Below are 24,915 nucleotides of genomic sequence, written 5' to 3' on the forward strand. Positions count from 1 at the left end.
TGAGGTCCAGTAGCGCCGGTAGCACCTGTGTTACCTTGAACGCCTTGAGGTCCAGTAGCGCCGGTAGCACCTGTGTTACCTTGAACACCTTGAGGTCCAGTAGCACCAGTAGCACCTGTGTTACCTTGAACACCCTGAGGTCCAGTAGCGCCGGTAGCACCAGTAGCGCCGGTAGCACCAGTAGCGCCGGTAGCACCAGTAGCACCTGTGTTACCTTGAGCACCTTGAGGTCCAGTAGCGCCGGTAGCACCAGTAGCACCTGTGTTACCTTGAGGTCCCTGAGGTCCAGTAGGTCCAGGAGGCCCGCCAGAAGGTCCGGTAGGTCCGGTAACTCCTATACCAGTAGCGCCAGTGGCACCGGTAGCACCTGTGTTACCTTGAATACCTTGAGGTCCAGTAGCACCAGTAGCGCCGGTAGCACCAGTAGCACCTGTGTTACCTTGAGCACCTTGAGGTCCAGTGGCACCGGTAGCGCCAGTAGCACCCGTGTTACCTTGAGGTCCAGTGGCACCGGTAGCGCCCGTGTTACCTCGAGGTCCAGTGGCACCGGTAGCGCCAGTAGCACCCGTGTTACCTCGAGGTCCGGTAGCACCAGTAGCGCCTGCTGGTCCAGTAGGTCCGGTAGGTCCTTGAATGAACGAAGCAGAATTAACTAGAGCAGTTTGTAATGCTGCTATTAATTTAAGGAGCTCTTGAAGTGTGCAAGGGTCAATTCGGAATAATTTTGTAATGTATAGTAAATAGTTAATGAGATTTTGAAGCTCAATAAATACAGCGCTTGCTACAAAGGTTGGATTTCTTAATATAGTTATTAAGTTTTTAATAATAGCTAACCCTTGTGCTTTCAGGGAGGAAGTAGCGTCTAGTGAACAAATAAATTTACTTAGTAGGTTCAATGTATCGATTAGATCTTCAATATTTTGGGGAGATGGATTTGCGAAAAGTGTTGGGATTATTTTTGTTAAATCAATAATAATCGCACGAAATGTTCTAAGTTGAGCTTTAGTAATTGGGATTGATGGAGTATTTGGGATTCGTCCGGCGCTACTTGGAAAGCATGGTTTGGAGAATTTGTTTTGATTGTCGTTATAACGAGACATTAAATCTCTCCTTTCTCACGAAAATGTGAACGAAACTCATCATAGTAGATGCAGAAATTAGTTAAATGGTCATAGTAAAATCGTTTGTTTAAAGAAAAAATAGAAAAAACGCCTTACAATAAGGCGTTTTTTCTATTTTCTGCGTATTGATAATATCGCTTTAATGAAATTTTTGATTTGAATCCAGCGAGTTTTATAATTTCTGATTCAGGAGTTTCTTTTTTTATTAAGTTTAAAATATAGGTGTTACGAAAATGTTGTCCTGAAATTCCTTTACGTAAATTGGCTCTAGCCACTTCGAGGCGAATCATTTTTTGTATAGCAATTTCCGTTAATGCCTTTGGTGCATCATTTTCATATACCCATCTGTATGTTCCACGGTTAAAATCGAATGCGACAAATAATGGATCATCACTATGGTATTTGGGGCGAACTGGTTCCGGGATGCTTTTGTAATAATTATATAGTTGTTTTTTGTCTTCTTTTGCTAATGTAATTGTTCTTTCTACACCTGCGGTTGCTGGGATTGATAATGTGTTAGTTTCAAAGTGAACGTGATGCATTGTTAATGCTGTAAGTTCCTGTAAGGATAAACCGTAGTCAATCAATAGATTTAAAATAGCAATATTGCGATCCATTAATAAGGGGCGCACAGGAAGTTGTTTTTCTGAAAGTCCTTCTAATGAAGTGACTATATACTTTAACCTTTTTTCTTCATCAGGTGAAATGAAATCTTCGTTACGAAGTGTACGGTCTGGTTGAATAGATATCTCCATATTTTTCAATGGATTAGGAATGTTTAGAAAATGATGCATTCTATTTAGTACAATAAATACACGATGCATCGTTTTTTCTGAGTAATGTCGATTCGTTTTTAAATCGGAAAAGTAATCTTCGTAGTCTTTTGTACAAAGTGTAGCCCATATATTACTGGAAGGGAGCTTTTTGTTTTTTTCTAACCAATGTCCGAAGTCTTCAACGTCATAAACATAACGTTTAATAGTTGAGGGTTTTCGGCCTTTATTCAATAAAAAAATAGAAAAGGCTTGTATTGTATCATGGAATTCCGTTGTCTCCATAGTCCCACCACCTTAATTATTTCTTATATTATAGCAAACTTTTCTGAAAATAGGCATTTACAAGGGGGACAGGAATAATAATATTTGGTGAGTGGATAAAATGAGGTGATTGTATGGAACAATCGATGCGAAAGAAAAACAATAATCAAATTAATATTGTGTTAAACCATCGAAAGAAAATTTCTTTGCCAGCCGCAGAAAATAAAACGGTAATTTCAAATGAAACTACAATTAAACATGAAATGCTGCAGAGAATTGAAGAAGAGATGGGGAAGCTTGTTGGGATGGATGATATAAAAAAGATAATAAAAGAAATATATGCTTGGATTTATGTGAATAAAAAAAGACAAGAGAAGGGATTGAAGTCAGAGAAGCAAGTACTTCATATGCTGTTTAAAGGGAATCCAGGTACAGGGAAGACAACAGTTGCTAGAATGATAGGAAAATTGCTGTTTGAGATGAATATTCTATCGAAAGGCCACTTGGTTGAAGCTGAACGTGCTGATCTTGTAGGAGAGTACATCGGCCATACAGCCCAAAAAACAAGAGACTTAATAAAAAAAGCAATGGGAGGTATTTTGTTTATTGATGAGGCGTATTCTTTAGCTCGAGGAGGAGAGAAGGACTTTGGAAAAGAAGCAATTGATACGCTTGTAAAACATATGGAAGATAAACAACATGGTTTTGTATTGATTTTAGCTGGATATTCAAGAGAGATGAATCACTTTCTTTCATTAAATCCAGGGCTGCAATCTCGTTTTCCATTTATTATTGAATTTGCGGATTACTCGGTAAATCAGTTGTTGGAAATTGGGAAAAGAATGTATGAAGAGCGTGAATATCAGTTATCGAAAGAGGCTGAATGGAAATTTAGGGATCATTTACATGCTGTAAAGTATTCGTCGCAAATTACATCGTTTAGTAATGGGCGGTATGTACGGAATATTGTTGAAAAATCAATTCGTACACAGGCGATGCGGTTGTTGCAAGAAGATGCCTATGATAAAAATGATTTAATTGGAATATCGAGTATGGATTTGATGCTCGAAGAGGAGACGCACAGTACATAAACTGTGCGTCGATTTTTGTGTATAAGTTCGTTTACTCTTTTTTTGCTTTTTCTTGGTGTGCTTTATGGAAGTGTTCCATTTTAGCGCTCTTTTCGTGTGCTGAATTAGGATCGTGCCCGAATTGATTTACTGAGCTTTTTTGAGCTCCTTTATTAACGTGGTTTGTCATGTGTATTCACCTCACTTTAAAAATTAGTATAAACATTATATAAAGAAAAAATCGTTAGAAAAGAAAAACCTCTTTACGATATGTAAAGAGGTTAGATTGCTATTTATGCATTGAACGTTCTTTCGTTTCGATACGTCTGTGCGGTAAATGCCATTTGTAATGAATAGAAACCATGCGGAAGCAAACAATTAAAATGAATAAAATGTAAAGAGCCCAATCGCTAACAATAATTTGAGCGCCAATTAAGAAACCTGCTAAAATTGTCCAAAAGGCATATACTTCAGCTCGAAGAACGAGAGGTTTTCTGCGGGCTAAAAGATCGCGAATGATACCGCCGCCGATACCAGTTAAAACAGCTGCTACAATTGTGGCGCTAATTGGTAAATTTAATTTTTGGGCATATAATGCTCCTTGTACAGCAAATGCTGATAAGCCGATAGCGTCAGTGATATTTTCCCACTTTTTCCAATGTCTAATTAACTTATTTGGAAAAAGAAAAATAATAGTCATTGATAAAAGTGCGATTTGGAATAACATGTCTTGTTGCCAAAACGCGACAATCGGATAACCGATTAATAAATTACGAAGGGCACCTCCCCCAAATGCGGTTGCCATTCCTAAAATATACACCCCGAAAATATCATAATCCTCTTCCATTGCAACAATGGCTCCGCTTAGTGCGAAAGCGATTGTGCCTATGATGCTAAAAATCTCCCATGCCATGAATTTTCTCCCCCGCTAACTAGATGAAATGTGCTTCCTCTGCTATTATATTAGAAGGTTTAAATTTCGAAAAGGATGAGTGAACATATTTGATGGAAGAAAAAGAAAAAGTCATATTAGTAGGCTGTCAATTGCCACAAGATGATGATGAAAAATTTATGCATTCCATGAAAGAGCTTGCATCACTAGCGAAGACTGCACGAGCAGAATTGTTAGTGTCAACAACGCAAAAACGACCAAAGTTTCATCCGGCAACTTACATAGGTAAAGGGAAATTAGAAGAGCTTACAATGTTAACTGAAGAATTAGAGCCGGATGTTATTGTATTTAATAATGAATTAACGCCGAGTCAAATTCGGAATTTATCCTCAGTATTAGATGCGAGAGTAATTGATCGAACGCAACTAATACTGGATATTTTTGCGCAACGTGCGAAGTCGAGGGAAGGTAAGCTTCAAGTAGAATTAGCTCAGTTGCAATATACAATGCCGCGTCTTATGGGGCAAGGATTGTCCTTATCGCGTCTTGGTGGTGGTATTGGAACGAGAGGACCGGGTGAGACGAAATTAGAGACGGATCGTCGTCATATTCGATCCCGTATTGATGAAATAAAGAAACAACTTGCAGTTGTTGTGGAACATCGAAAAAGATATCGTGAGAGAAGAAAAGATAATAAAGTATTTCAAGTTTCGTTAATAGGGTATACAAATGCAGGGAAATCGACACTGTTTAATAGATTAACGGAAGCTGATACGTTTGAAGAAAACCTTCTGTTTGCAACATTAGACCCAACGACGAGGAAGATGCCGTTACCTTCTGGTTATACAGTATTACTAACCGATACTGTTGGTTTTATACAAGATTTACCCACTTCATTAATCGCTGCTTTTCGTTCGACACTGGAAGAAGCGGGGGAAGCAGATGTCATTTTACATGTAGTTGATTCTGCGGATCCTAACTACATAGGGCATGAAAAAACAGTAAAACGATTATTATCAGAACTTGAAATTAATCATATTCCTATTATTACGTTATATAATAAAAAAGATGAATTACATCAAAACTTTATTCCGTTTCCGAAAAGTGATTTCTTAATGACTAGTGCTTTTGAAGAAAGTGATGTATTGCGTATAAAAGAAGCGATAGAAATGAAAATGAAGAAAGAAATGGATCGTTATCGAGTAGAAATCCCTCCGAGTGAAGGTAAGTTATTAACGCTTTTAAAGACGGAAACGCTATTAGCAAAGATGGAGTTTCTGGAAGATAAATTTGTATATGATTGTGCAGGGTATATTTTTACTCATTCATCGCTTAATGTGCAATTAAAGAGATTTTTAGTGGAAGAAGGAGAAAATAAAAATGTTTGATCGTTTGAAAAATGGAGAAAAAATTGCTCCAATCGTAAAAGAAGTAGAGAGTCAGATTACAGAAGTACATAAACGTGCGGATGAAGTAATTGAAAGTAATCAGTTTCGTGTATTAGAAAGTTTTCGTAAACATAAAATTAGTGACTCGCATTTTATCCCGACGACAGGTTATGGTTATGATGATATTGGCCGTGATACGTTAGAAAAAGTGTATGCTGATGTGTTTGGAGCGGAAGCTGGACTTGTTCGTCCGCAAATTATTTCAGGTACTCACGCTATTTCTACAGCGTTATTCGGTATTTTACGTCCAGGAGATGAGTTATTGTACATCACTGGAAAACCGTATGATACGTTAGAGGAAATCGTTGGCGTGCGTGGGAAAGGTGTAGGTTCATTTAAAGAATATAATATTGGTTACAATGCAGTTCCGCTAACTGAAGGTGGGCTTGTTGATTTTGAAGCTGTTGCAGCAGCGATTCATAGTAATACGAAAATGATCGGTATTCAGCGTTCGAAAGGTTATGCTACTCGTCCATCGTTTACTATTTCTCAAATTAAAGAGATGATCGCGTTTGTTAAAGAAATTAAACCTGATGTTGTTGTGTTTGTAGATAACTGTTATGGTGAGTTTATTGAAGAGCAAGAGCCATGTCATGTTGGTGCAGATTTAATGGCGGGTTCGCTTATTAAAAACCCGGGCGGCGGAATTGTTAAAACTGGTGGTTATATTGTCGGGAAAGAACAGTATGTTGAAGCGTGTGCATATCGTTTAACGTCTCCGGGAATTGGTGCGGAAGCTGGAGCGTCTTTATACAGTCTGCAAGAAATGTATCAAGGGTTCTTCTTAGCGCCACATGTTGCAGGACAAGCGCTGAAAGGTGCAATTTTTACAGCTGCGTTTTTAGAAAAGTTAGGAATGAACACGTCACCAGCGTGGAATGCGCCAAGAACAGACTTAATTCAATCTGTTCAATTTGATGATAAAGACCGTATGATTGCCTTCTGCCAAGCGATTCAATATGCATCTCCAATTAATTCGCATTTTACTCCGTATGCAAACTATATGCCAGGTTATGAAGATGATGTAATTATGGCGGCGGGAACATTTATTCAAGGTGCAAGTATTGAATTGTCTGCTGATGGTCCGATTAGACCACCGTATGTTGCATATGTGCAAGGTGGATTAACGTATTCGCATGTTAAAATTGCGATTTGTTCTGCAATTGATGAATTGATTGAAAAGAATTTATTAACAATTTCTTAAAGGGGAGCTGTCGATATCGGCAGCTTTTTTCGTATAAAAGTAACGATTTATGCGATTAGAAAAAAGAATGAAAAAATTTATAAAAAAATCATGTAAGAAAAGCTAACATCTATTGACACTAAACATAACATGTTATAAAATGAGAAGCAGTTAAGGCGAAGGAGGAACTGAAAAATGAAAGAAGATAGACGTTCTGCCCCGCTGTTTCCAATTGGTATTGTTATGGATTTAACACAATTGTCTGCACGTCAAATTCGCTACTATGAAGAGCATAATCTTGTTTCTCCAACCCGTACAAAGGGGAATCGTAGATTGTTTTCATTTAACGATGTAGATAAGTTGTTAGAAATTAAAGATTTGTTAGATCAAGGCCTGAATATGGCTGGTATTAAACAAGTGTTACTAATGAAAGAAAATCAAACAGAAGCAGTGAAAGTAAAAGAAGAAACGAAAGAAATTTCAAAAACTGAGCTTCGCAAAATACTTCGAGATGAACTACAACATACAGGTAGATTCAATCGAACTTCATTGCGACAAGGTGACATTTCAAGATTTTTTCACTAAAGATAACTGATTCTGAAGGCGATTAGAGGGACTAAGGAGGAATTTATAATGTCTAGATACACAAAAGAAGATATTTTCCGTTTGGCGAAAGAAGAGAATGTAAAGTATATCCGTTTACAATTTACGGACCTTTTAGGGGTAATTAAAAACGTAGAGATTCCAGTGAGACAATTAACGAAAGCTCTTGATAACAAAATGATGTTTGATGGATCTTCGATTGAAGGTTTCGTACGTATTGAAGAGTCTGATATGTATTTATATCCTGATTTAGACACTTGGGTAATTTTCCCTTGGACAGCTGAAAAAGGTAAAGTAGCTCGACTAATCTGTGATATTTACAATGCAGATGGCACTCCATTTGATGGAGACCCACGTAACAACTTAAAACGTGTGTTAAAAGAAATGGAAGCTTTAGGATTTTCAGACTTCAATCTTGGACCAGAGCCAGAATTCTTCCTATTTAAGGTTGATGAAAAAGGAAATCCAACATTAGAACTAAACGATAACGGTGGATACTTCGACCTTGCGCCGATGGATCTAGGGGAAAACTGTCGTCGTGATATCGTTCTTGAACTTGAAGAAATGGGATTTGAAATTGAAGCATCTCACCATGAGGTTGCTCCAGGGCAGCACGAAATTGACTTTAAATATGCAAATGCAATTCGCTCATGTGATGACATTCAAACATTCAAACTTGTTGTAAAAACAATTGCTCGTAAACATGGTTTACACGCAACGTTTATGCCAAAACCACTATACGGTGTGAACGGTTCGGGTATGCATTGTAACTTATCATTATTTAAAAATGGTGAGAACGTATTCTTTGATGCAAACGGTGACTTACAATTAAGTGATGATGCTCGTCACTTCATCGCAGGTATTTTAAAACATGCACCAGCATTTACAGCGATAGCAAACCCAACTGTAAACTCATACAAACGTCTAGTACCTGGATATGAAGCACCTTGTTACGTAGCATGGTCTGCACAAAACCGTAGCCCGTTAGTACGTATCCCTGCATCTCGTGGTATTAGTACACGCGTAGAAGTACGTAGTGTTGACCCAGCTGCAAACCCATATTTAGTAATGGCTACATTATTAGCTGCAGGTCTTGATGGAATTAAAAACAAATTAACTCCACCAGCTGCAGTAGACCGTAACATCTATGTAATGACAAAAGAAGAGCGCGAAGAAGCAGGTATCGTTGACTTACCAGCAACATTAGCGCAAGCGTTAGTTACATTACAATCTAATGAAGTAGTATGCGGTGCACTAGGAGAACACTTACTTGAGCACTTCATCGAAGCGAAAGAGATTGAGTGGGATATCTTTAGAACACAAGTTCACCAATGGGAACGCGATCAATATATGTCTCTATACTAAGAGGCTTGAACCCTTGATACAACTAGTATCAAGGGTTTTTTAATTCCCTATTATTACAATTTTATGTGGTTGCAAAATGAAAAACAACCACATAAAAGCCAATAATTAATAACAAGTAGTGATATCATAGAAAAACATTATCAGATAAACGTAAGTTTTATATAATTTATGAACTAAAAAAGCCTTGATACTACGGTATCAGGGCTTTTTTAGTGAAGTTATTGGATATATTAACTACTAGATAATGGATTGTTTTTGGTTATTTTGAATCATGTTACTAAGAAAATCTTTTCAAAAGAATTGATTTTATCTTTTTTAAATCACTTGTGCTATAACTTAATAATTCTTTACTGCCTGTACAACGCGAGCGATGATTTTTATGTCCTCATCTGCAAGGCTATAAGTTTGTGGCTTGTGAATCAGATTATCACTCAATGATATTAACGTAATGATGCTTAGTTATAACACAGTCTTATTCAGGATTTCGTTAGTTCATTTTCTAAATTTAGGGAATAAATATAGTTTAGTACCTTGCAATAAACAATACTAAGTGGTATATTATGGATAAAACAGGTACCGTGTATTGAACAGTACTAAGATAGGAAAGGAGGATGGCACTTGAACGTTCAGTTTAAAAAAGGTGTGCTTGAACTTTGTGTATTAGCACTTGTAAAACGTAAAGATAGTTACGGTTATGAACTTGTTCAGCAAATTTCTAATAAATTTTTAATATCGGAAGGGTCAGTATACCCTTTATTACGTCGTTTGACGAAAGAAGGGTATTTTCAAACGTATTTAAAGGAATCTACGGAAGGGCCACCTCGTAAATATTATCAATTAACAGAGCAAGGGGAGACGCAATTTCATTTGTTAGTAACAGAATGGCGTGATTTTGCGAAAGGGGTACAAGAAATTATTGAAGGGGTGGAATGGGATGAGTAAAGAAGGGTTTCTCAAAGAATTATCAAGTTATCTTAGAAAGTTACCAGAGGAAGAGAGGCAAGATATTTTATTGGATTATGAAGAGCACTTTCAGTTTGGACTAGAAGAGGGGAAAACTGAATCGGAAATAATACAGGGCCTTGGTTCTCCGAAAGTAATCGCGAAAGAATTACTTGCGATGTATCGCTTCGATGAAATGAAAAAAAATCCATCGACTTCAAATGTGACAAGAGCTGTTATGGCAGCGATTGGACTTAGTTTGTTTAATTTTATTATTGTGTTAGGCCCGTTAGTCGCAATTATTGCTTTTATATTTTCTTTTTGGATCGGTGGTATTGCTAGTGTAGTAACACCATTTTTCGTTATTGGAAAAGTATTTATGGGTACTTTTATATGGTTGGATCTTTTCGTTAGTATAACGTTTGTTGGGGTAGGTTTATTGTTATGTATTATCGCTTTTTATAGTACAAAGTGGTTTAAGAGATTGTGTGTACGATATGTAATATGGAACTTTAAAATGATAAAAGGAGAGTAAATGATGAAAAAACTATTTTTAATCGCTATCGCTTGTATCATTATTGGAGTAATAGGAATTTCCCAAACATATGAAAAAGCAGTACAAACTGCTGAAAAAGGCGATAAAGAAAATGTAATTAAAAACGAAACATTAAAAAATATAGAAGTTAAGTTAGATGCCGGGGATATTATTGTCCAAAAATCTCCTGACTCTTCTTTTTATGTAAAGCAATCGGGAGATGTACGTAAACAAGAGATTCGTATCGCAGAAGATGGTGACACATTAAAAATTATTGGGGAAAGAGAAAAAGGTGCTTCATTTGATTTTTCTTTTTACGATTTTAGGTTTCAAACGTCTAAATTGACTCTCCTTGTGCCCGAACGCTCTTACCAAGATGTAAAAGTAAATTCATCTGCTGGACAAATCGAAATGAGTGATGTGAAAAGTCATAGCATAAGTGTTAGGACACTTGCTGGAGAAGTAGAGTTGAAACAAGTAACGGCTAAGAATGTGGAGGGATCGACAAAAGCTGGTGAGGTGAACTTTAAGAAGGTATTAGGGAAAGTGACCGCAAAAACAACAAGTGGGGAAATAAATATTCAAGATCATGATTCTAAGTATAATCTAGAAGCAAGTTCAACTGCGGGAGATATAGATATTACTTTATCGGAAAAACCACAAGATGCGGTAATTACTGGGCAAAGTGCTGCTGGAGATGTAACAATTTTTAATGAAGAAAATAAAAATGTAACAATTGGAAATGGTAGTAAAAAGATTAGCGGTAAAACGGCTGCGGGAGATGTGACGATTGAAACTCGTTAATAAGAAATAGAATGCATGGAAATCTATCAAAATACAAAAAGAAGATAATTACCGTATATAAATAAGGTAATTATCTTCTTTTTGTTATTTTTAATGTAAATCACGATATACGCCAATTACTTTCCCGATAACTGACACTTGTTTTAAAATGATAGGTTCTAATGAAGAGTTTTCTGGTTGTAGACGGAAATGGTCTTTTTCTTTATAGAAACGTTTAACTGTTGCTTCGTTATCCTCTGTTAAAGCGACTACAATTTCACCATTATATGCAGACTGCTGTTGGCGAACAACAACTAAATCTCCATCGAAAATACCAGCTTCAATCATACTATCTCCAGAAATACGTAACATGAACACTTGGTCTGCTCCAGCAACAATACTAGCTGGAAGTGGGAAATGTTCTTCTACGCTTTCGACCGCTGTAATTGGTAAACCAGCAGTGACTTTTCCGACAATTGGAACTTGAATAACAGATTGTGTTTCCGTATCCATTCGGTCTTCACCTAAAATTTCAATGGCACGTGGTTTTGTTGGATCGCGTCGAATGTATCCTTTTTCTTCTAATCGTGATAAATGTCCGTGCACTGTAGAACTAGAAGCGAGGCCGACTGCTTGACCAATTTCACGTACGGAAGGTGGATATCCTTTTTCTTGTACTTTTAGCTTAATAAAGTCGAGAATGTCTTGCTGGCGTTTCGTTAACTTTTCCATGTTTTCTAACACCTCGTTTTCTTTCATTTTTCTTATTAATAAGTATAACATGTGAAAAAACATTCTACAAACATAAGTTCGAACAAATGGCGGATTTATGTTACACTATAGGGAAATAATAGGGAGAAAGAGGGGTTCAAAATGAATGCAATTATTTATGCACGTGTGAGTACAACGAAAGAAGCGCAAGAAACATCATTATTACGTCAAAAAGATGAATTATTGCATTTAGCTGAGCGCTATCAAATGAATGTTACTAAGGTGATTGAAGAGCAGGCTAGTGGATATACAATTGAACGTGACGGTATATTAGAGGTGTTGGATACAATTCGAGACGAACAAATTGATGTGTTACTTATACAAGATGAAACGCGTCTTGGTAGAGGAAATGCGAAGATCGCGTTAATGCATTGTTTACATAAAGAAGGCATAAAAGTATATACGCATACACATAATGGTGAATTACAATTGTCGGATTCTGATTCAATGGTATTAGATATTATTGGTATTGTTGAAGAATATCAAAGAAAGATTCATAATTTGAAAATTAAACGAGGTATGCAACGTGCAGTAGAAAAAGGTTATCGTCCAGAAAAAAATTTAAAAAATCGTCATTTAAGTATAGGAAGAGAGAAAAAAGAAGTGCCAATTGAGGAAATTGTACGTTTGCGAAAAAGTGAACTCACGTTTGAAGAAATTGCAGCAACATTACGTGGATTTGGTCATAATGTTTCAAAGGCGACTGTACATCGTAGATATGTAGAGTATACGAAGCAATTGCTTGATAAAGAAGAGTAACTATTGTATGATAATAATCAGTTTTGATTAGAAGGGGGATTCGAGATGATTAATCACGAACTCGTTGAACGCATTAACTTCTTAGCGAAAAAAGCAAAAGCTGAAGGTTTAACTGAAGAAGAGCAACGTGAGCGTCAATCGCTACGTGAACAATATTTAAAAGGATTTCGTCAAAATATGTTAAACGAACTTAAAGGTATTAAAGTTGTTAACGAAGAAGGTACAGATGTTACACCGACGAAATTAAAAGCTTTAAAAAAGCAAGATAATGCAAAATTAAATTAAAAGATGGGCGAAGCCCATCTTTTTTATATGTAAAAATCGTTATTTAATAACTTTCCAGTTGTTATTAACTGTTGCTTCTATCGTTTTATGTTCCAATATATAATTAGCGATAAGTTCAGACATATCTGTGGGTATATCTTTTACTACCGGTTTGTTTTGAAACATAAAGAAATTTCCCCCGCCACTTGCACGATAATTATTCATTACAACGTCATATTCTTCATTCATATTAAGAGGAGCACTGTTATGCTGTAAAGATTCTACTCTTTCACCAATTGGTTTTGAAATGTTTAATACGTATGAAATCCCTTCCCACATATCATAATTATAATGTTGTGGCTTTGGTTCTATGTAGGTAGGACTTACGGTGATGGATCCATCTGTTTTTAATGTGAAATAAGAAGCAGAGAGTTCAAGAGCATTTTTTATATCCGCTCCAGTTATTCTAATTACTTTTAATGTGTTTGGATAAATATAATTAGAAACGATGTCACGCATTGTTACATGTTCCGGGAAACCTGGAGATGTATTATGGAACAAACTTGTACAAGAAATTGATACATTAGCTATATCCATCTGTATTTTATTTATGAATTCGATAAAAGGATGATCATGCAAACGAGTTTGCATAGCATCTGAAATTTGCATATCCCCCTGAATGATTCCAATAGGTTGATCAAGCCACTTTTGTGTTTTCTCTTCGTAATCGGCTACCAATGAAAGTACATCTTGGTCAGCCTCAACTCCTTGTACAGATAATAATTCAGAAGAACTCTCTTTTTTAACCCATTTATGTTTTGTTTTTTCGAATGTTATTTTTACTTTTCCAACTGAGTTTCCATTACATCCGGTCTGTAAAATTGTTACACCGTTAGCCATTGTGTGAGCAATTTCCCGGTGTTGGTGACCTGTTAATAAAATATCTATGTCTTCAATTTCATGGCACATTGCATATCCTTGGTTTTCTCCTGTTAAAACTTCAGTCGGTACCCCGGTTTGTAAATCTCGTTCAACTCCCCCGTGATACGCTACGACTAGTAAATCTGGTTTCTCATGTTTGCGAATGTAAGAAACCCACTTTTTCGTTGTTTCTAATGCATCTTCAAATTGTAAGTCTTTAATGTGATGGGGTTGTTCCCAATTGGTAATGTAGTGCGTTGTCACCCCTAAAATAGCGATTTTTATATTGGATTCAATCTGTTTGATTATATAAGGTTTTCCGAAATAAGGTTTCTTTATGTTTTTATCTAAAATGTTTGCTGATAGGTACGGGAAGTTCGCAGTAGTCACAGCGTTATTTAATATACCCATCCCGTAATTAAACTCATGATTGCCGATAATTGCAGCGTCATACTGTAAGTAATTCGCTAATAAGGACATTGGGTTTTTTTTGTTTTTTTCGTATGTAACATAATGATAAGTAAATGGTGTTCCTTGAATAAAGTCGCCATTATCAATTAAAAGAACGTTTGTATTTTGGGAACGTTCTTTTTTTATAAGAGTAGAAATTTTAGCTAAACCAAGTTCTGCTGGGGAGTTATCTTGGTAGTGAATAGGATAAACAGTGCCATGTATATCGCTTGTTAATAAGATGTTTAAAGTTACAGTTTGATTTTGTTCCAATATGACTCACCTTTTCTATTGTTATCTTCCAATTCATCATATCAAATATGTGAAGAGAATTTTAATGTGAGTGTATAGAATGTGTAAAGATTCTGTAAATAATCAATTATTTGTAAAAATATGTGATATATTTCTTCATGTTTATGAAAGGTTATTTTATAACAATGAAAAATGGAGGCATTAATATGTTGAAAAAAGTTTTTGCAATGAGCACAACAGTTGTACTAGCAGCGGGATTATTAAGTGGCTGTGGAACGAAGGAATCAAGTGCAAGTAAAAATGAAGATACGAAAAAAGGGTATGTACCGAAGACTTTAAATGTTCAATTTGTTCCTTCTCAAAATGCAGATACGTTAGAGGCGAAGGCAAAACCGCTTGAGAAGCTATTAAGTGATAAGTTAAATATTCCAGTAAAAGTTAGTATTTCAACGAACTACAATACAATTGTAGAAGCGATGGCATCTAAACAAGTAGATGTAGGATTTTTACCGCCAACAGCGTACGTATTAGCACATGAAAAGAAGGCTGCAAATGTAATTTTACAAGCACAACGTTTTGGAGTAGAGGATGAAACAGGAGCTCCTACAAAAGATTTAGTAGATTATTATAAATCTGAGTTTGTTGTTAAAAAAGACTCTAATATAAATAGTGTAAAAGATTTAAAAGGTAAAAAGATTGGTTATCAAGATGTAACATCATCAGCAGGGTATGTATGGCCTGCAGCTGTTCTATTAAAAGAGGGAATTGATCCGTTAAAAGATGTGAAACCTGTTACATTAAAAGGTCACGATCAGTCGCTTATTGCTCTTTTAAATGGTGACGTAGATGCAGCTGTTGTATTCCAAGATGCTCGTAATATTGTAAAAAAAGATTATCCGAATATATTCGAGCAAACGAAAATAGTGAAATTTACGGAGAAAATTCCAAACGATACGATTTCGGTACGTTCTGATTTAGATGAAGAGTGGAGCAAGAAATTACAGGATGCTTTCATTGAAATTGGAAAAAATGAGGAAGGTCACAAAATCATTAAAGAAGTATATTCACATGAAGGATATGTTAAATCTGATGATAGTAAATTTGACATCGTTCGTGAATATGGGAAGAAAGTAAAAACGCAATAATACATATGGAAATGGCAGCTAGCTGAAAGGGAATGTTTTCAGTTAGTTTGCCGTTTTGAATACATAGAAGGTAGGTAAGATGTGTGATAGAATTTCGAAATGTCTCCAAAGTGTATCCAAATGGTACAAAAGGATTGAATAATATAAACTTGAAAATTCAAAAAGGTGAGTTTGTTGTAATGGTAGGGCTGTCCGGAGCTGGAAAGTCTACACTTCTAAAATCGGTAAATCGTCTTCATGAGATTACAGAAGGCGAAATCATGATTGAATGTGAGTCTATTACTGCTGCAAAAGGAAAAGATTTACGACGTATGCGCCGGGATATTGGTATGATCTTTCAAAGTTTTAACCTTGTAAAGCGATCAACAGTATTGAAGAATGTATTAGCTGGCCGTGTTGGATATCATTCGACATTGCGTACAACGTTAGGTTTGTTTCCGAAAGAGGATGTGGAGCTCGCATTTCAAGCGTTAAAAAGAGTGAATATTTTAGAAAAAGCATATGCACGTGCTGATGAATTATCAGGAGGACAACAACAACGTGTATCGATAGCTAGAGCATTGGCGCAAGAAGCAAAAATCATATTGGCAGATGAACCTGTTGCGTCGTTAGATCCGCTAACAACAAAGCAAGTATTAGATGATTTAAAGAAAATTAATGAAGATTTTGGAATTACAACAATTGTAAACTTACATTCTATTGCTTTAGCTAGGCAATATGCGACGCGTATTATTGGATTACATGCAGGTGAAATTGTTTTTGATGGTTTAGTAGAAGCAGCAACGGATGAAAAGTTTGCTGAAATTTATGGTGACGTAGCACAGAAAAGTGAATTGTTAGAGGTGGCAGCTAAATGAATGATGTGACGATATATTCGAAGTCGATACCGAAGCCGCCGAGTAAGTTAAAACATATGTTAACGTTTATTCTATTCATTTTACTGTTGTGGGGAAGTAGTATACAGGTCGACGCATCATTTTCAAAGCTAGTAGTTGGTTTTCCTAATATAATGGATTTGTTAAAAGAAATGGTGCCGCCAGATTGGAGTTATTTTCAAGTTATTACAACAGCAATGTTAGATACAATACGTATGGCGATTATTGGGACGACTTTAGGAGCGATTTTAGCTATTCCACTTGCACTGTTTGCGGCAAGTAATGTGTTTACTAGTACATTTTTATACAGTCCAGCTCGATTGATTTTAAATTTTATTCGAACGATACCAGATTTATTATTAGCGGCAATTTTCGTAGCTATTTTTGGAATAGGACCACTTCCGGGTATTTTAGCTCTTACTTTTTTCTCAATTGGGCTCGTGGCGAAATTGTTGTATGAATCAATTGAATCAATTGACCCTGGCCCACTAGAAGCGATGACAGCTGTAGGGGCTAATAAGGTGCAATGGATTGTTTATGGAGTCATTCCACAAGTAAAAGCACACTTTGTTTCCTATGTACTATATACATTTGAGGTGAATGTACGGGCAGCGGCTGTCCTAGGTTTAGTAGGAGCAGGTGGTATTGGACTATATTATGATCGTACACTTGGATTTTTACAATATCAACAAACTGCATCTATTATCATCTATACTCTTGTTGTTGTATTGGTAATTGATTATGTAAGTACATTGTTGCGGGAGAAATTATAATGAGTAAAACGACGATAATTGTACCAAAACCGAAGAAACCGAGTGTGTATCGCTCGTTTATTTTTATAGCACTTACATTTGTTTATATATGGGCTTTTTCAGGAGTACCGCTAGAGGGAATAAAGGAAACGGCGGGAGAAATTACAAAAGCAATTATGACAGGGATATTGACTCCAGACTGGTCGTATGTATCTTTGCCAGATGGTGAAGATTTATTACATGGATTAATTGATACGTTGGCAATTGCGATATTAGGTACATTTATTTCTGCATTTTTATCTGTTCCGTTTGCTTTTTGGGCGGCAACGAATATGAGTAGTGGAAAATTAACTTCAGGATTTGGGAAATTTGTACTTAGTTTTGTTCGTACGTTTCCTGAATTAGTTATGGCTCTTTTATTTATAAAAGCTGTTGGTCCAGGCTCTTTTGCAGGAGTATTAGCCTTAGGATTGCATTCTATTGGAATGTTAGGAAAACTATATTCAGAAGGAATTGAAAACATAGATAAAGGACCGACGGAAGCGTTACTAGCAACAGGAGCAAATCGTTTTCAAATACTTTGGTATGCGGTGTTACCGCAAGTATTACCAGATTTTCTATCGTATACGCTATACAGATTTGAAATTAATGTACGATCCGCTGCGATTTTAGGAGTTATCGGAGCAGGAGGGATTGGTACACCTTTAATTTTTGCGCTGAGTTCACGGAATTGGTCTCGTGTTGGTATTATTTTATTAGGTATTATTTTAATGGTAATTATAATTGATTTGATTTCAAGCTCGATTCGGAAACGGATTGTTTAACTTATTTGAAAAGCATCGAAGTTAGATGCTTTTTTATGTTTTTAAAAACGTATTTGAAAAAGTAAGTATAGAAGAAATTTGTATAAATATACAGATAATTCCCTTTCTTTTTAAAATAAAAATAATGAAAAAGTATGTCATATTGAATGCCCATACATTCCCGGAAACATTGATTTTTTTATAAAAAATCAAAAAAATATCAACATATTTGTCGATACATGTTGTATAATCTTGCGTGGGAAGCTATCATATAAATGTATAAAACGTTTACTAATATAAGCGAAGGGAAGAATAGCATGTCACATTCAATCGAACAACTTTCTATCAACACGATTCGCACATTATCCATCGATGCGATTGAAAAAGCAAACTCTGGTCACCCAGGAATGCCAATGGGTGCAGCACCAATGGCTTATACATTATGGACTCAATTTATGAAACACAATCCAAATAACCCAACGTGGTTTAACCGTGATCGTTTCGTATTATCTGCAGGTCATGGTTCAATGTTATTATACAGCCTACTTCACCTATCTGGTTATGATGTAACAATGGATGACTTAAAGAACTTCCGTCAATGGGGAAGCAAAACTCCAGGACATCCTGAGTATGGTCATACAGCTGGTGTAGATGCAACGACTGGTCCACTTGGACAAGGTATTGCAACTGCTGTAGGTATGGCAATGGCTGAAAGACATTTAGCTGCTAAATATAACCGTGATGCGTATAATGTAGTAGATCATTATACATACGCTATTTGTGGTGATGGAGATTTAATGGAGGGCGTTTCTGCTGAAGCATCTTCATTAGCTGCTCATTTACAATTAGGTCGTCTTGTTGTGCTTTACGATTCAAACGATATTTCATTAGATGGCGATTTAAATCGTTCATTCTCTGAAAGTGTAGAAGATCGTTACAAAGCATACGGATGGCAAGTAATCCGTGTTGAGGATGGAAACGATATTGAAGCAATCGCGAAAGCAATTGAAGAAGCGAAAGCTGACGAAAAACGCCCAACGCTAATTGAAGTAAGAACGACAATTGGTTTCGGTTCTCCAAACAAATCAGGAAAATCAGCTTCACATGGTTCTCCACTTGGTGTAGAAGAAACAAAATTAACGAAAGAAGCATATGCTTGGACTGCTGAGCAAGACTTCCACGTAGCAGAAGAAGTATATGACAACTTCCGTAAAACAGTACAAGATGTTGGTGAAACTGCGCAAGCTGAGTGGAACACGATGCTAGGTGAATATGCACAAGCATACCCAGAATTAGCAAACGAATTCCAAGCAGCAATGAACGGTCAACTTCCAGAAGGTTGGGAGCAAAACTTACCAACTTATGAATTAGGATCAAAAGCAGCAACTCGTAATTCTTCTGGTGCTGTAATTAATGCAATTGCAGAGTCTGTACCATCATTCTTCGGTGGATCTGCTGACCTTGCTGGTTCTAACAAAACATACATGAATAACGAAAAAGACTTTACAAGAGATGATTACAGCGGTAAAAACATTTGGTACGGTGTACGTGAGTTCGCAATGGGTGCAGCAATGAACGGTATTGCACTACATGGTGGTTTAAAAACTTACGGTGGTACGTTCTTCGTATTCTCTGATTACTTACGTCCAGCAATTCGCCTTGCAGCATTAATGCAATTGCCAGTAACGTATGTATTCACACATGACAGTATCGCTGTTGGTGAAGATGGTCCAACACATGAACCAATCGAGCAATTAGCAGCGCTTCGTGCAATGCCAAACGTTTCTGTTATCCGTCCTGCTGATGGTAACGAATCTGTTGCAGCTTGGAGACTAGCTTTAGAATCTACAAACAAACCAACTGCTTTAGTATTAACTCGTCAAGACCTTCCAACATTAGAAGGTGCAAAAGATGATACGTATGAAAAAGTAGCAAAAGGTGCATATGTAGTTTCTGCAAGCAAGAAAGAAACGGCTGACGTAATCTTACTTGCAACTGGATCTGAAGTAAGCCTAGCTGTTGAAGCTCAAAAAGCATTAGCAGTAGACGGCGTTGACGCAGCTGTTGTCAGCATGCCATCTATGGATCGCTTCGAAGCTCAAACTGCAGAGTACAAAGAATCTGTATTACCAAAAGCAGTAACAAAACGTTTCGCAATCGAAATGGGTGCTACATTCGGATGGCACCGTTACGTAGGTCTTGAAGGAGATGTGTTAGGTATCGATACATTCGGTGCTTCTGCTCCTGGTGAGAAGATTATGGAAGAGTATGGATTTACTGTAGAGAACGTTGTTCGTAAAGTAAAAGAAATGCTTTAATGATTTCAGAAAAATCTCTCCGGCATGGAGAGGTTTTTCTATGTAAATGAGTTTTTTCGACAGAAAAAGTTTTTTATCTCTCCGCAGTCAGACAATCATTGCAAATTTTCTTATATATAATGAAGAGAAAAGGTTGTCCAGATTGGGAGTGGAAAAATGAAAACGTATGAATTGTATTTAATTCAAGAGGATATTGCGAAAGCTTATTTTGGTCGTGAATATTTGTTTTTTGATTTATTTGCTCGATTTTCAGAATCTGGGTCCCTTTCGGAGAAAAAAGTGTTATATAAGCAAATGATGTATATAACGATGCCATTGCAAGTAATGAAAATTCATCATAAATTAGAACAAGCTTTGCGCGTTCTTGGTAAATATGATAGAACACATCATACACATACAATTTATACGGGAGCGGAGTACGGCGAAATAATGGTGAAACCGCACTATATTCGTATGAATACCTCTGGAAATGTCTCTATGGAAACGACGTTCTTTGAGGTGTTAAGAAAGTGTGAATTAACATTTTTAGCTATGGATTATGAAAATACAAAGTACGGATGGCTGAATCCTCTAAAACAAGTACGAACATATGTGTAAAAAATGTCGAATTGTATCTTGTCTTATTGAAAAGGTTTTAGTACACTGTAAGGTAGACAACATGAAGGAGGAAAATATATGCCAATTTGGTTAGGTATTCTAGTGGGCGTAGTAGCACTAGTAGCAGGCGTGGCGTTAGGATTTTTCATTGCCCGCAAATACATGATGAATTACTTACAAAAAAATCCACCAATTAACGAACAAATGTTAAAAATGATGATGATGCAAATGGGACAAAAACCTTCCCAAAAGAAAATCAATCAAATGATGAGCGCAATGAACAAGCAACAAATGAAATAAGCGCTAAAAGACACTCGCTAAGAGTGTCTTTCTTTTTGTTAGTTATAGTTTTTAAAACTTTTAAAAATTCTGTATTTTTGGTAAACTGAAAACATCGCTCATTTTAAGGGAGGAGGAAAAAAATGAAAGTGTTTATGAATTTAGCGTGGTTTTTTAAACAAGAAAAACGAGCGTACATAACTGGAATTATTTTATTGTTTGGCGTTGCACTTTTAGAACTTGTAGCACCAAAAGTAATTGGAATCGTTGTAGATGAAATTAATGATGGAACATTGACGACCGATAAGTTACTAAAATGGGTTGTACTATTAGTAATTGTAGGTATTACGATGTACATATTACGTTACATATGGCGTATTATGATTTTCGGGTCTTCATTAAAATTAGCTCGCCAATTACGAAAAAATTTGTATGAACATTTTACAAAGATGAGTCCATCTTTCTATCAGTCAAATCGGACAGGTGATTTAATGGCACATGCGACCAATGATATTCAAGCGATCCAGCAAACTGCTGGAGCAGGTGTTTTGACGCTTGTTGACTCATTAGCTGTCGGAGGATGTGTACTCGTAGCGATGGGTTTTACAATTAGTTGGAAGTTAACATTATTAAGTTTAATTCCAATGCCGATTGTAGCTATTTCGACAAATTATTATGGAACTTTATTACATAAAAGGTTTCATAAAGCACAGCAATCGTTTTCGGAAATCAATGATAAAGTGCAAGAGAGTATGAGTGGAATGAAAGTGATTCGCTCGCTTGGACAAGAGAAAGAAGATTTACAGGCGTTTCGAAGAAAATCAGAAGATGTTGTACATAAAAATGTGTTAGTTGCACGTATTGATTCGTTATTTGATCCGACAATCTCTCTTATCGTTGGATTTTCTTTTTTAATCGCAGTATGTTACGGATCGGTATTAGTTGTAAGAGGTGAATTAACAGTAGGTGATCTCGTTACATTTACGACATATTTAGGTACCCTCGTTTGGCCAATGTTAGCGTTTGGATGGTTATTCAATATTATGGAGCGTGGGCGTGCTTCATATGACCGTGTAGAAAAAATTCTTTCACAAAAATCAGATGTAGTAAATAGCGAAAATGCTGTACATACAATAGCGAGCGGTAATGTTTCGTTTGCCGTTGATTCATTTTCGTATAAGAAAAATGAATTGTTACATTTAAACGATATTCACTTTGATTTGAAGAAGGGCGAAACGCTAGGAGTTGTAGGACGTACAGGCGCAGGGAAAACGACTTTATTAAAATGTTTAATCCGTGAGTATGATCATTTTAATGGTGAATTAAAAATTGGGGAGCGAGATATTCGAGATATAACACTTCATGGTGTCCGTTCTGCCATTTCATACGTGCCGCAAGATCATTTTTTATTTTCAGCAAGTATTGGCGAGAATATTGCCTTTGGAAAGGCGGATGCTACATATAATGAAATTACCCAAGCAGCAGAGATTGCTTGTATTCATAATGACATCCTCCAATTTTCAGAAGGATATGAAACAGTAGTAGGGGAAAGAGGTGTTTCGTTATCTGGTGGTCAAAAACAGCGAATCTCTATTGCTCGTGCTTTATTAACAAATGCTGAAATTTTAATTTTGGATGATTGTTTATCAGCGGTAGATGCAAAAACAGAAGAGACGATTTTAAGTGCCTTAAAGAGGGAGAGAGCAGGGAAAACGACGATTATTACTGCACACCGATTAAGTGCAATTCAGCATGCCAATCTTATTCTTGTTGTTGATGAAGGTAGAATTGTACAAAGAGGTACACATGAGGAATTAATGAAGGAAAACGGCTGGTATAAGGAAATGTATGAAAGCCAGCAATTAGAAGCTTTAGTCGAGAAAGGAGGCGTATGATGGTAGAGAAGAAGCGAAGTGATTTAAGTAGATTGCTTTCCTATATGAAGCCATATAAAGGGTTACTATCTTTAGCATTTATCTTTTTAGTTGGTGCGACAGTAACGGAAATGATGGGTCCTTTTTTAATTAAACAATTCCTCGATGAACACCTAGTACCGCGGGATTTTGAACGATCAGCGCTCGTTACTTTATTTGTAATTTACATAGTTGCTCATTTATTAAAAGTACTATTTACGTATTTAAATCTATTGTACTTTCAGAACATTGCTTTTAAGATTGTTCAAGATATGCGAGTTGAAGTATATGAACATGTTCAAAAGCTGTCATTAAGTTTCTTTGATCGTACGCCGATTGGTACACTTGTATCGCGTATAACAAATGATACGGAAGCGATTAAAGATTTTTATGTCAGTGTATTATCAACATTTGTAAAAAATGTAGTCTTTTTAGTAGGTATTTTAGTAGCGATGTTTTTATTAGATGTAAAATTAGCGCTATTTTCTCTCGTATTAATTCCGATAATGTTTGCGATTATGGTATTATATCGCCGGAAAAGTGCAGCTTTTTATTTAGAAGTACGTAATCAACTAAGCGTGTTAAATGCAAAGTTGAACGAGTCCATACAAGGAATGAATATTGTTCAAGTGTTCAGACAAGAAAAACGTATGAGAAAAGAGTTTGAAGAAGTGAATAATAAACATTATAGTGCAGGGCGACGTACTTTGAAGTTAGACGCATTACTTTTACGACCAGCTACGGATTTAGTACATATTGTAGCTATTGCGTTAGTACTAGGTTTATTTGGGATTGATGCTTTAAAGAGCCCTGTTGAAGTAGGAGTTTTATATGCTTTTGTTAACTATATACATCGTTTCTTCCAACCTGTAAATGAGATGATGATGAAATTGTCCTTCTTCCAACAGGCACTTGTTTCGTCATCACGTGTATTTCATTTAATGGACGAGAAAGATTTAGCACCGGTTCAAAAAGGCAATGAGAATCCTCAAATCGTGGATGGAGATATTGAATTTAAAAATGTTACTTTTTCATATGATGGAAAGCGTGACGTTTTAAAAAATGTATCATTTCACGTGAAACAAGGGCAAACGGTTGCTTTTGTTGGGCATACTGGTAGCGGAAAAAGTACGATTATGAATTTGTTAATGCGATTTTATAATATTAAGTCAGGAAATATTGTAATAGACGGTGTAGATTTAGAAAAATTTGAAGAACGAGAAATTAGAAAGAAAATAGGACTCGTATTGCAAGATGCATTTTTATTTGCTGGAAATGTAAAGCAAAATATTCGTATGTATAATGAAGAAATTACGGATGAAGAAGTAAAAGAAGCTGCTCGATTTGTGCAAGCGAATACGTTTATTGAAAAGTTACCAAAACAGTATGAAACAGAAGTAGTAGAAAGAGGTGCAGCATTTTCAAGCGGTCAACGACAATTAATTGCTTTTGCTAGAACGATAGCAACGAATCCGAAAGTATTAGTATTAGATGAAGCAACAGCTAATATCGATACAGAAACAGAAGAGGCTATTCAAACAGCGTTGCAACAAATGCGAAAAGGTAGAACGACGATAGCCATTGCGCATAGGTTATCTACAATTCAAGATGCGGATCAAATTTTTGTGATGCATGATGGAGAGATAGTAGAGAGAGGGACACATCAAGAATTATTAAGTGAGCAAGGTTTGTATTATAATATGTATTTGCTACAAAATAAAGTGAGTTTGCAAAAGGCCTTGTAATACAAGGTCTTTTTTATTTTGTATACAAAATATGTTTACTCTTTGTTTCTATAGCATAAATGTCGTGTCCTCTTATGAAACTTGTACATATT

General features: G+C 36.2%; 25 protein-coding genes and 1 pseudogene. 19 read left to right on the forward strand and 7 right to left on the reverse strand.

Annotation, left to right across the window (positions count from 1 at the left end):
- Together ACTFRM_RS07130 and ACTFRM_RS07135 are read right to left on the reverse strand one after the other, a co-directional pair.
- A partial coding sequence (locus ACTFRM_RS07130; protein WP_440043157.1) for a collagen-like repeat preface domain-containing protein occupies window positions 1–1,100 on the reverse strand: 1,100 nt, incomplete at its 3' end.
- 113 nt (window positions 1,101–1,213) lie between these two features.
- Window positions 1,214–2,179 (reverse strand): tyrosine-type recombinase/integrase, encoded by a 966-nt coding sequence (locus ACTFRM_RS07135; protein WP_000450326.1) that lies wholly within the window; start codon window positions 2,177–2,179, stop codon window positions 1,214–1,216.
- Window positions 2,180–2,292: 113 nt separating this feature from the next.
- On the opposite strand from ACTFRM_RS07135, the gene spoVK reads away from it, so the two are divergent.
- Complete coding sequence (gene spoVK, locus ACTFRM_RS07140; RefSeq protein WP_000438178.1) at window positions 2,293–3,249, forward strand: stage V sporulation protein K; 957 nt, start codon at window positions 2,293–2,295, stop codon at window positions 3,247–3,249.
- A gap of 31 nt (window positions 3,250–3,280) precedes the next feature.
- Here spoVK and ACTFRM_RS07145 read toward each other — a convergent pair whose 3' ends face one another.
- Both ACTFRM_RS07145 and ACTFRM_RS07150 read right to left on the reverse strand, forming a co-directional pair.
- Window positions 3,281–3,418 (reverse strand): hypothetical protein, encoded by a 138-nt coding sequence (locus ACTFRM_RS07145; protein WP_000181500.1) that lies wholly within the window; start codon window positions 3,416–3,418, stop codon window positions 3,281–3,283.
- Between the two features lie 99 nt (window positions 3,419–3,517).
- Entirely contained in the window at window positions 3,518–4,141 is a 624-nt protein-coding gene (locus tag ACTFRM_RS07150; RefSeq protein WP_000312267.1) for a trimeric intracellular cation channel family protein, read from the reverse strand.
- A 92-nt stretch (window positions 4,142–4,233) separates the two neighbouring features.
- Here ACTFRM_RS07150 and hflX point away from each other — a divergent pair, with 92 nt between their 5' ends.
- From hflX to glnA, 4 genes are all read left to right on the forward strand, one after another.
- Window positions 4,234–5,508, forward strand: a complete 1,275-nt coding sequence (hflX, locus tag ACTFRM_RS07155; protein ID WP_000391393.1) for a GTPase HflX — start codon at window positions 4,234–4,236, stop codon at window positions 5,506–5,508.
- On the forward strand, window positions 5,501–6,772 hold the full coding sequence (locus tag ACTFRM_RS07160) for a methionine gamma-lyase family protein (protein ID WP_000460302.1): 1,272 nt from the start codon (window positions 5,501–5,503) through the stop codon (window positions 6,770–6,772). Before hflX ends, ACTFRM_RS07160 begins: the two co-directional genes overlap by 8 nt.
- 174 nt (window positions 6,773–6,946) lie before the next feature.
- Window positions 6,947–7,336 carry a transcriptional repressor GlnR gene (gene glnR, locus ACTFRM_RS07165; protein ID WP_000656783.1) on the forward strand — a complete coding sequence of 130 codons (390 nt, stop codon included), beginning with the start codon at window positions 6,947–6,949 and terminating at the stop codon, window positions 7,334–7,336.
- Window positions 7,337–7,384: 48 nt separating this feature from the next.
- Entirely contained in the window at window positions 7,385–8,719 is a 1,335-nt protein-coding gene (glnA, locus tag ACTFRM_RS07170; protein ID WP_000092763.1) for a type I glutamate--ammonia ligase, read from the forward strand.
- A 336-nt stretch (window positions 8,720–9,055) separates the two neighbouring features.
- Here glnA and ACTFRM_RS07175 read toward each other — a convergent pair.
- A pseudogene (locus tag ACTFRM_RS07175) lies at window positions 9,056–9,175 on the reverse strand (LexA family protein); the annotation flags it as partial.
- A 162-nt stretch (window positions 9,176–9,337) separates the two neighbouring features.
- On the opposite strand from ACTFRM_RS07175, the gene ACTFRM_RS07180 reads away from it, so the two are divergent.
- The 3 genes from ACTFRM_RS07180 to ACTFRM_RS07190 are packed head-to-tail and all read left to right on the forward strand — an operon-like array spanning window position 9,338 to window position 11,000.
- Window positions 9,338–9,661: a PadR family transcriptional regulator gene (locus ACTFRM_RS07180; protein ID WP_001102628.1), complete on the forward strand. Its 324-nt coding sequence runs from the start codon at window positions 9,338–9,340 to the stop codon at window positions 9,659–9,661.
- Window positions 9,654–10,196: a DUF1700 domain-containing protein gene (locus tag ACTFRM_RS07185; RefSeq protein WP_000031383.1), complete on the forward strand. Its 543-nt coding sequence runs from the start codon at window positions 9,654–9,656 to the stop codon at window positions 10,194–10,196. Before ACTFRM_RS07180 ends, ACTFRM_RS07185 begins: the two co-directional genes overlap by 8 nt.
- Window positions 10,197–11,000 carry a DUF4097 family beta strand repeat-containing protein gene (locus tag ACTFRM_RS07190; RefSeq protein ID WP_173600402.1) on the forward strand — a complete coding sequence of 268 codons (804 nt, stop codon included), beginning with the start codon at window positions 10,197–10,199 and terminating at the stop codon, window positions 10,998–11,000.
- A 90-nt stretch (window positions 11,001–11,090) separates the two neighbouring features.
- Here ACTFRM_RS07190 and lexA read toward each other — a convergent pair whose 3' ends face one another.
- Window positions 11,091–11,711 (reverse strand): transcriptional repressor LexA, encoded by a 621-nt coding sequence (gene lexA, locus ACTFRM_RS07195; RefSeq protein ID WP_000413738.1) that lies wholly within the window; start codon window positions 11,709–11,711, stop codon window positions 11,091–11,093.
- A 141-nt stretch (window positions 11,712–11,852) separates the two neighbouring features.
- On the opposite strand from lexA, the gene ACTFRM_RS07200 reads away from it, so the two are divergent.
- Both ACTFRM_RS07200 and ACTFRM_RS07205 read left to right on the forward strand, forming a co-directional pair.
- Entirely contained in the window at window positions 11,853–12,509 is a 657-nt protein-coding gene (locus tag ACTFRM_RS07200) for a YneB family resolvase-like protein (protein ID WP_173600403.1), read from the forward strand.
- A gap of 45 nt (window positions 12,510–12,554) precedes the next feature.
- Window positions 12,555–12,794, forward strand: coding sequence for a DUF896 domain-containing protein (locus ACTFRM_RS07205; RefSeq protein WP_000607015.1), 240 nt, complete (start codon window positions 12,555–12,557; stop codon window positions 12,792–12,794).
- A 39-nt stretch (window positions 12,795–12,833) separates the two neighbouring features.
- On the opposite strand, the gene ACTFRM_RS07210 is transcribed toward ACTFRM_RS07205, so the two are convergent.
- Window positions 12,834–14,417, reverse strand: coding sequence for a bifunctional metallophosphatase/5'-nucleotidase (locus tag ACTFRM_RS07210; RefSeq protein ID WP_000437456.1), 1,584 nt, complete (start codon window positions 14,415–14,417; stop codon window positions 12,834–12,836).
- A 185-nt stretch (window positions 14,418–14,602) separates the two neighbouring features.
- Between ACTFRM_RS07210 and ACTFRM_RS07215 the strand changes: the two genes are divergently transcribed.
- The 9 genes from ACTFRM_RS07215 to ACTFRM_RS07255 all read left to right on the forward strand — a co-directional run bounded on the left by ACTFRM_RS07215 (window position 14,603) and on the right by ACTFRM_RS07255 (window position 24,823).
- Window positions 14,603–15,541, forward strand: coding sequence for a phosphate/phosphite/phosphonate ABC transporter substrate-binding protein (locus ACTFRM_RS07215; RefSeq protein WP_000915065.1), 939 nt, complete (start codon window positions 14,603–14,605; stop codon window positions 15,539–15,541).
- A gap of 83 nt (window positions 15,542–15,624) precedes the next feature.
- Complete coding sequence (gene phnC, locus ACTFRM_RS07220; protein WP_000569244.1) at window positions 15,625–16,398, forward strand: phosphonate ABC transporter ATP-binding protein; 774 nt, start codon at window positions 15,625–15,627, stop codon at window positions 16,396–16,398.
- Entirely contained in the window at window positions 16,395–17,189 is a 795-nt protein-coding gene (phnE, locus tag ACTFRM_RS07225) for a phosphonate ABC transporter, permease protein PhnE (protein WP_001000763.1), read from the forward strand. Before phnC ends, phnE (ACTFRM_RS07225) begins: the two co-directional genes overlap by 4 nt.
- On the forward strand, window positions 17,189–17,992 hold the full coding sequence (phnE, locus tag ACTFRM_RS07230) for a phosphonate ABC transporter, permease protein PhnE (protein WP_000047897.1): 804 nt from the start codon (window positions 17,189–17,191) through the stop codon (window positions 17,990–17,992). Before phnE (ACTFRM_RS07225) ends, phnE (ACTFRM_RS07230) begins: the two co-directional genes overlap by 1 nt.
- Before the next feature lie 296 nt (window positions 17,993–18,288).
- A complete protein-coding gene (tkt, locus tag ACTFRM_RS07235; RefSeq protein ID WP_000019766.1) occupies window positions 18,289–20,289 on the forward strand; it encodes a transketolase in 2,001 nt (666 codons plus the stop codon).
- A 156-nt stretch (window positions 20,290–20,445) separates the two neighbouring features.
- A complete protein-coding gene (sirA, locus tag ACTFRM_RS07240; RefSeq protein ID WP_000860636.1) occupies window positions 20,446–20,886 on the forward strand; it encodes a sporulation inhibitor of replication protein SirA in 441 nt (146 codons plus the stop codon).
- Between the two features lie 78 nt (window positions 20,887–20,964).
- Window positions 20,965–21,186: a YneF family protein gene (locus ACTFRM_RS07245; RefSeq protein WP_001123317.1), complete on the forward strand. Its 222-nt coding sequence runs from the start codon at window positions 20,965–20,967 to the stop codon at window positions 21,184–21,186.
- A 122-nt stretch (window positions 21,187–21,308) separates the two neighbouring features.
- Entirely contained in the window at window positions 21,309–23,060 is a 1,752-nt protein-coding gene (locus tag ACTFRM_RS07250; protein ID WP_000862455.1) for an ABC transporter ATP-binding protein, read from the forward strand.
- The gene (locus tag ACTFRM_RS07255; protein WP_000229520.1) at window positions 23,060–24,823 is read left to right on the forward strand and encodes an ABC transporter ATP-binding protein; all 1,764 of its coding nucleotides are present in this window, start codon (window positions 23,060–23,062) and stop codon (window positions 24,821–24,823) included. Before ACTFRM_RS07250 ends, ACTFRM_RS07255 begins: the two co-directional genes overlap by 1 nt.
- The last annotated feature ends 92 nt before the right edge of the window (window positions 24,824–24,915 follow it).

The organism is Bacillus cereus group sp. MYBK227-1 (assembly GCF_051916325.1).
GTDB lineage: Bacteria > Bacillota > Bacilli > Bacillales > Bacillaceae_G > Bacillus_A > Bacillus_A cereus.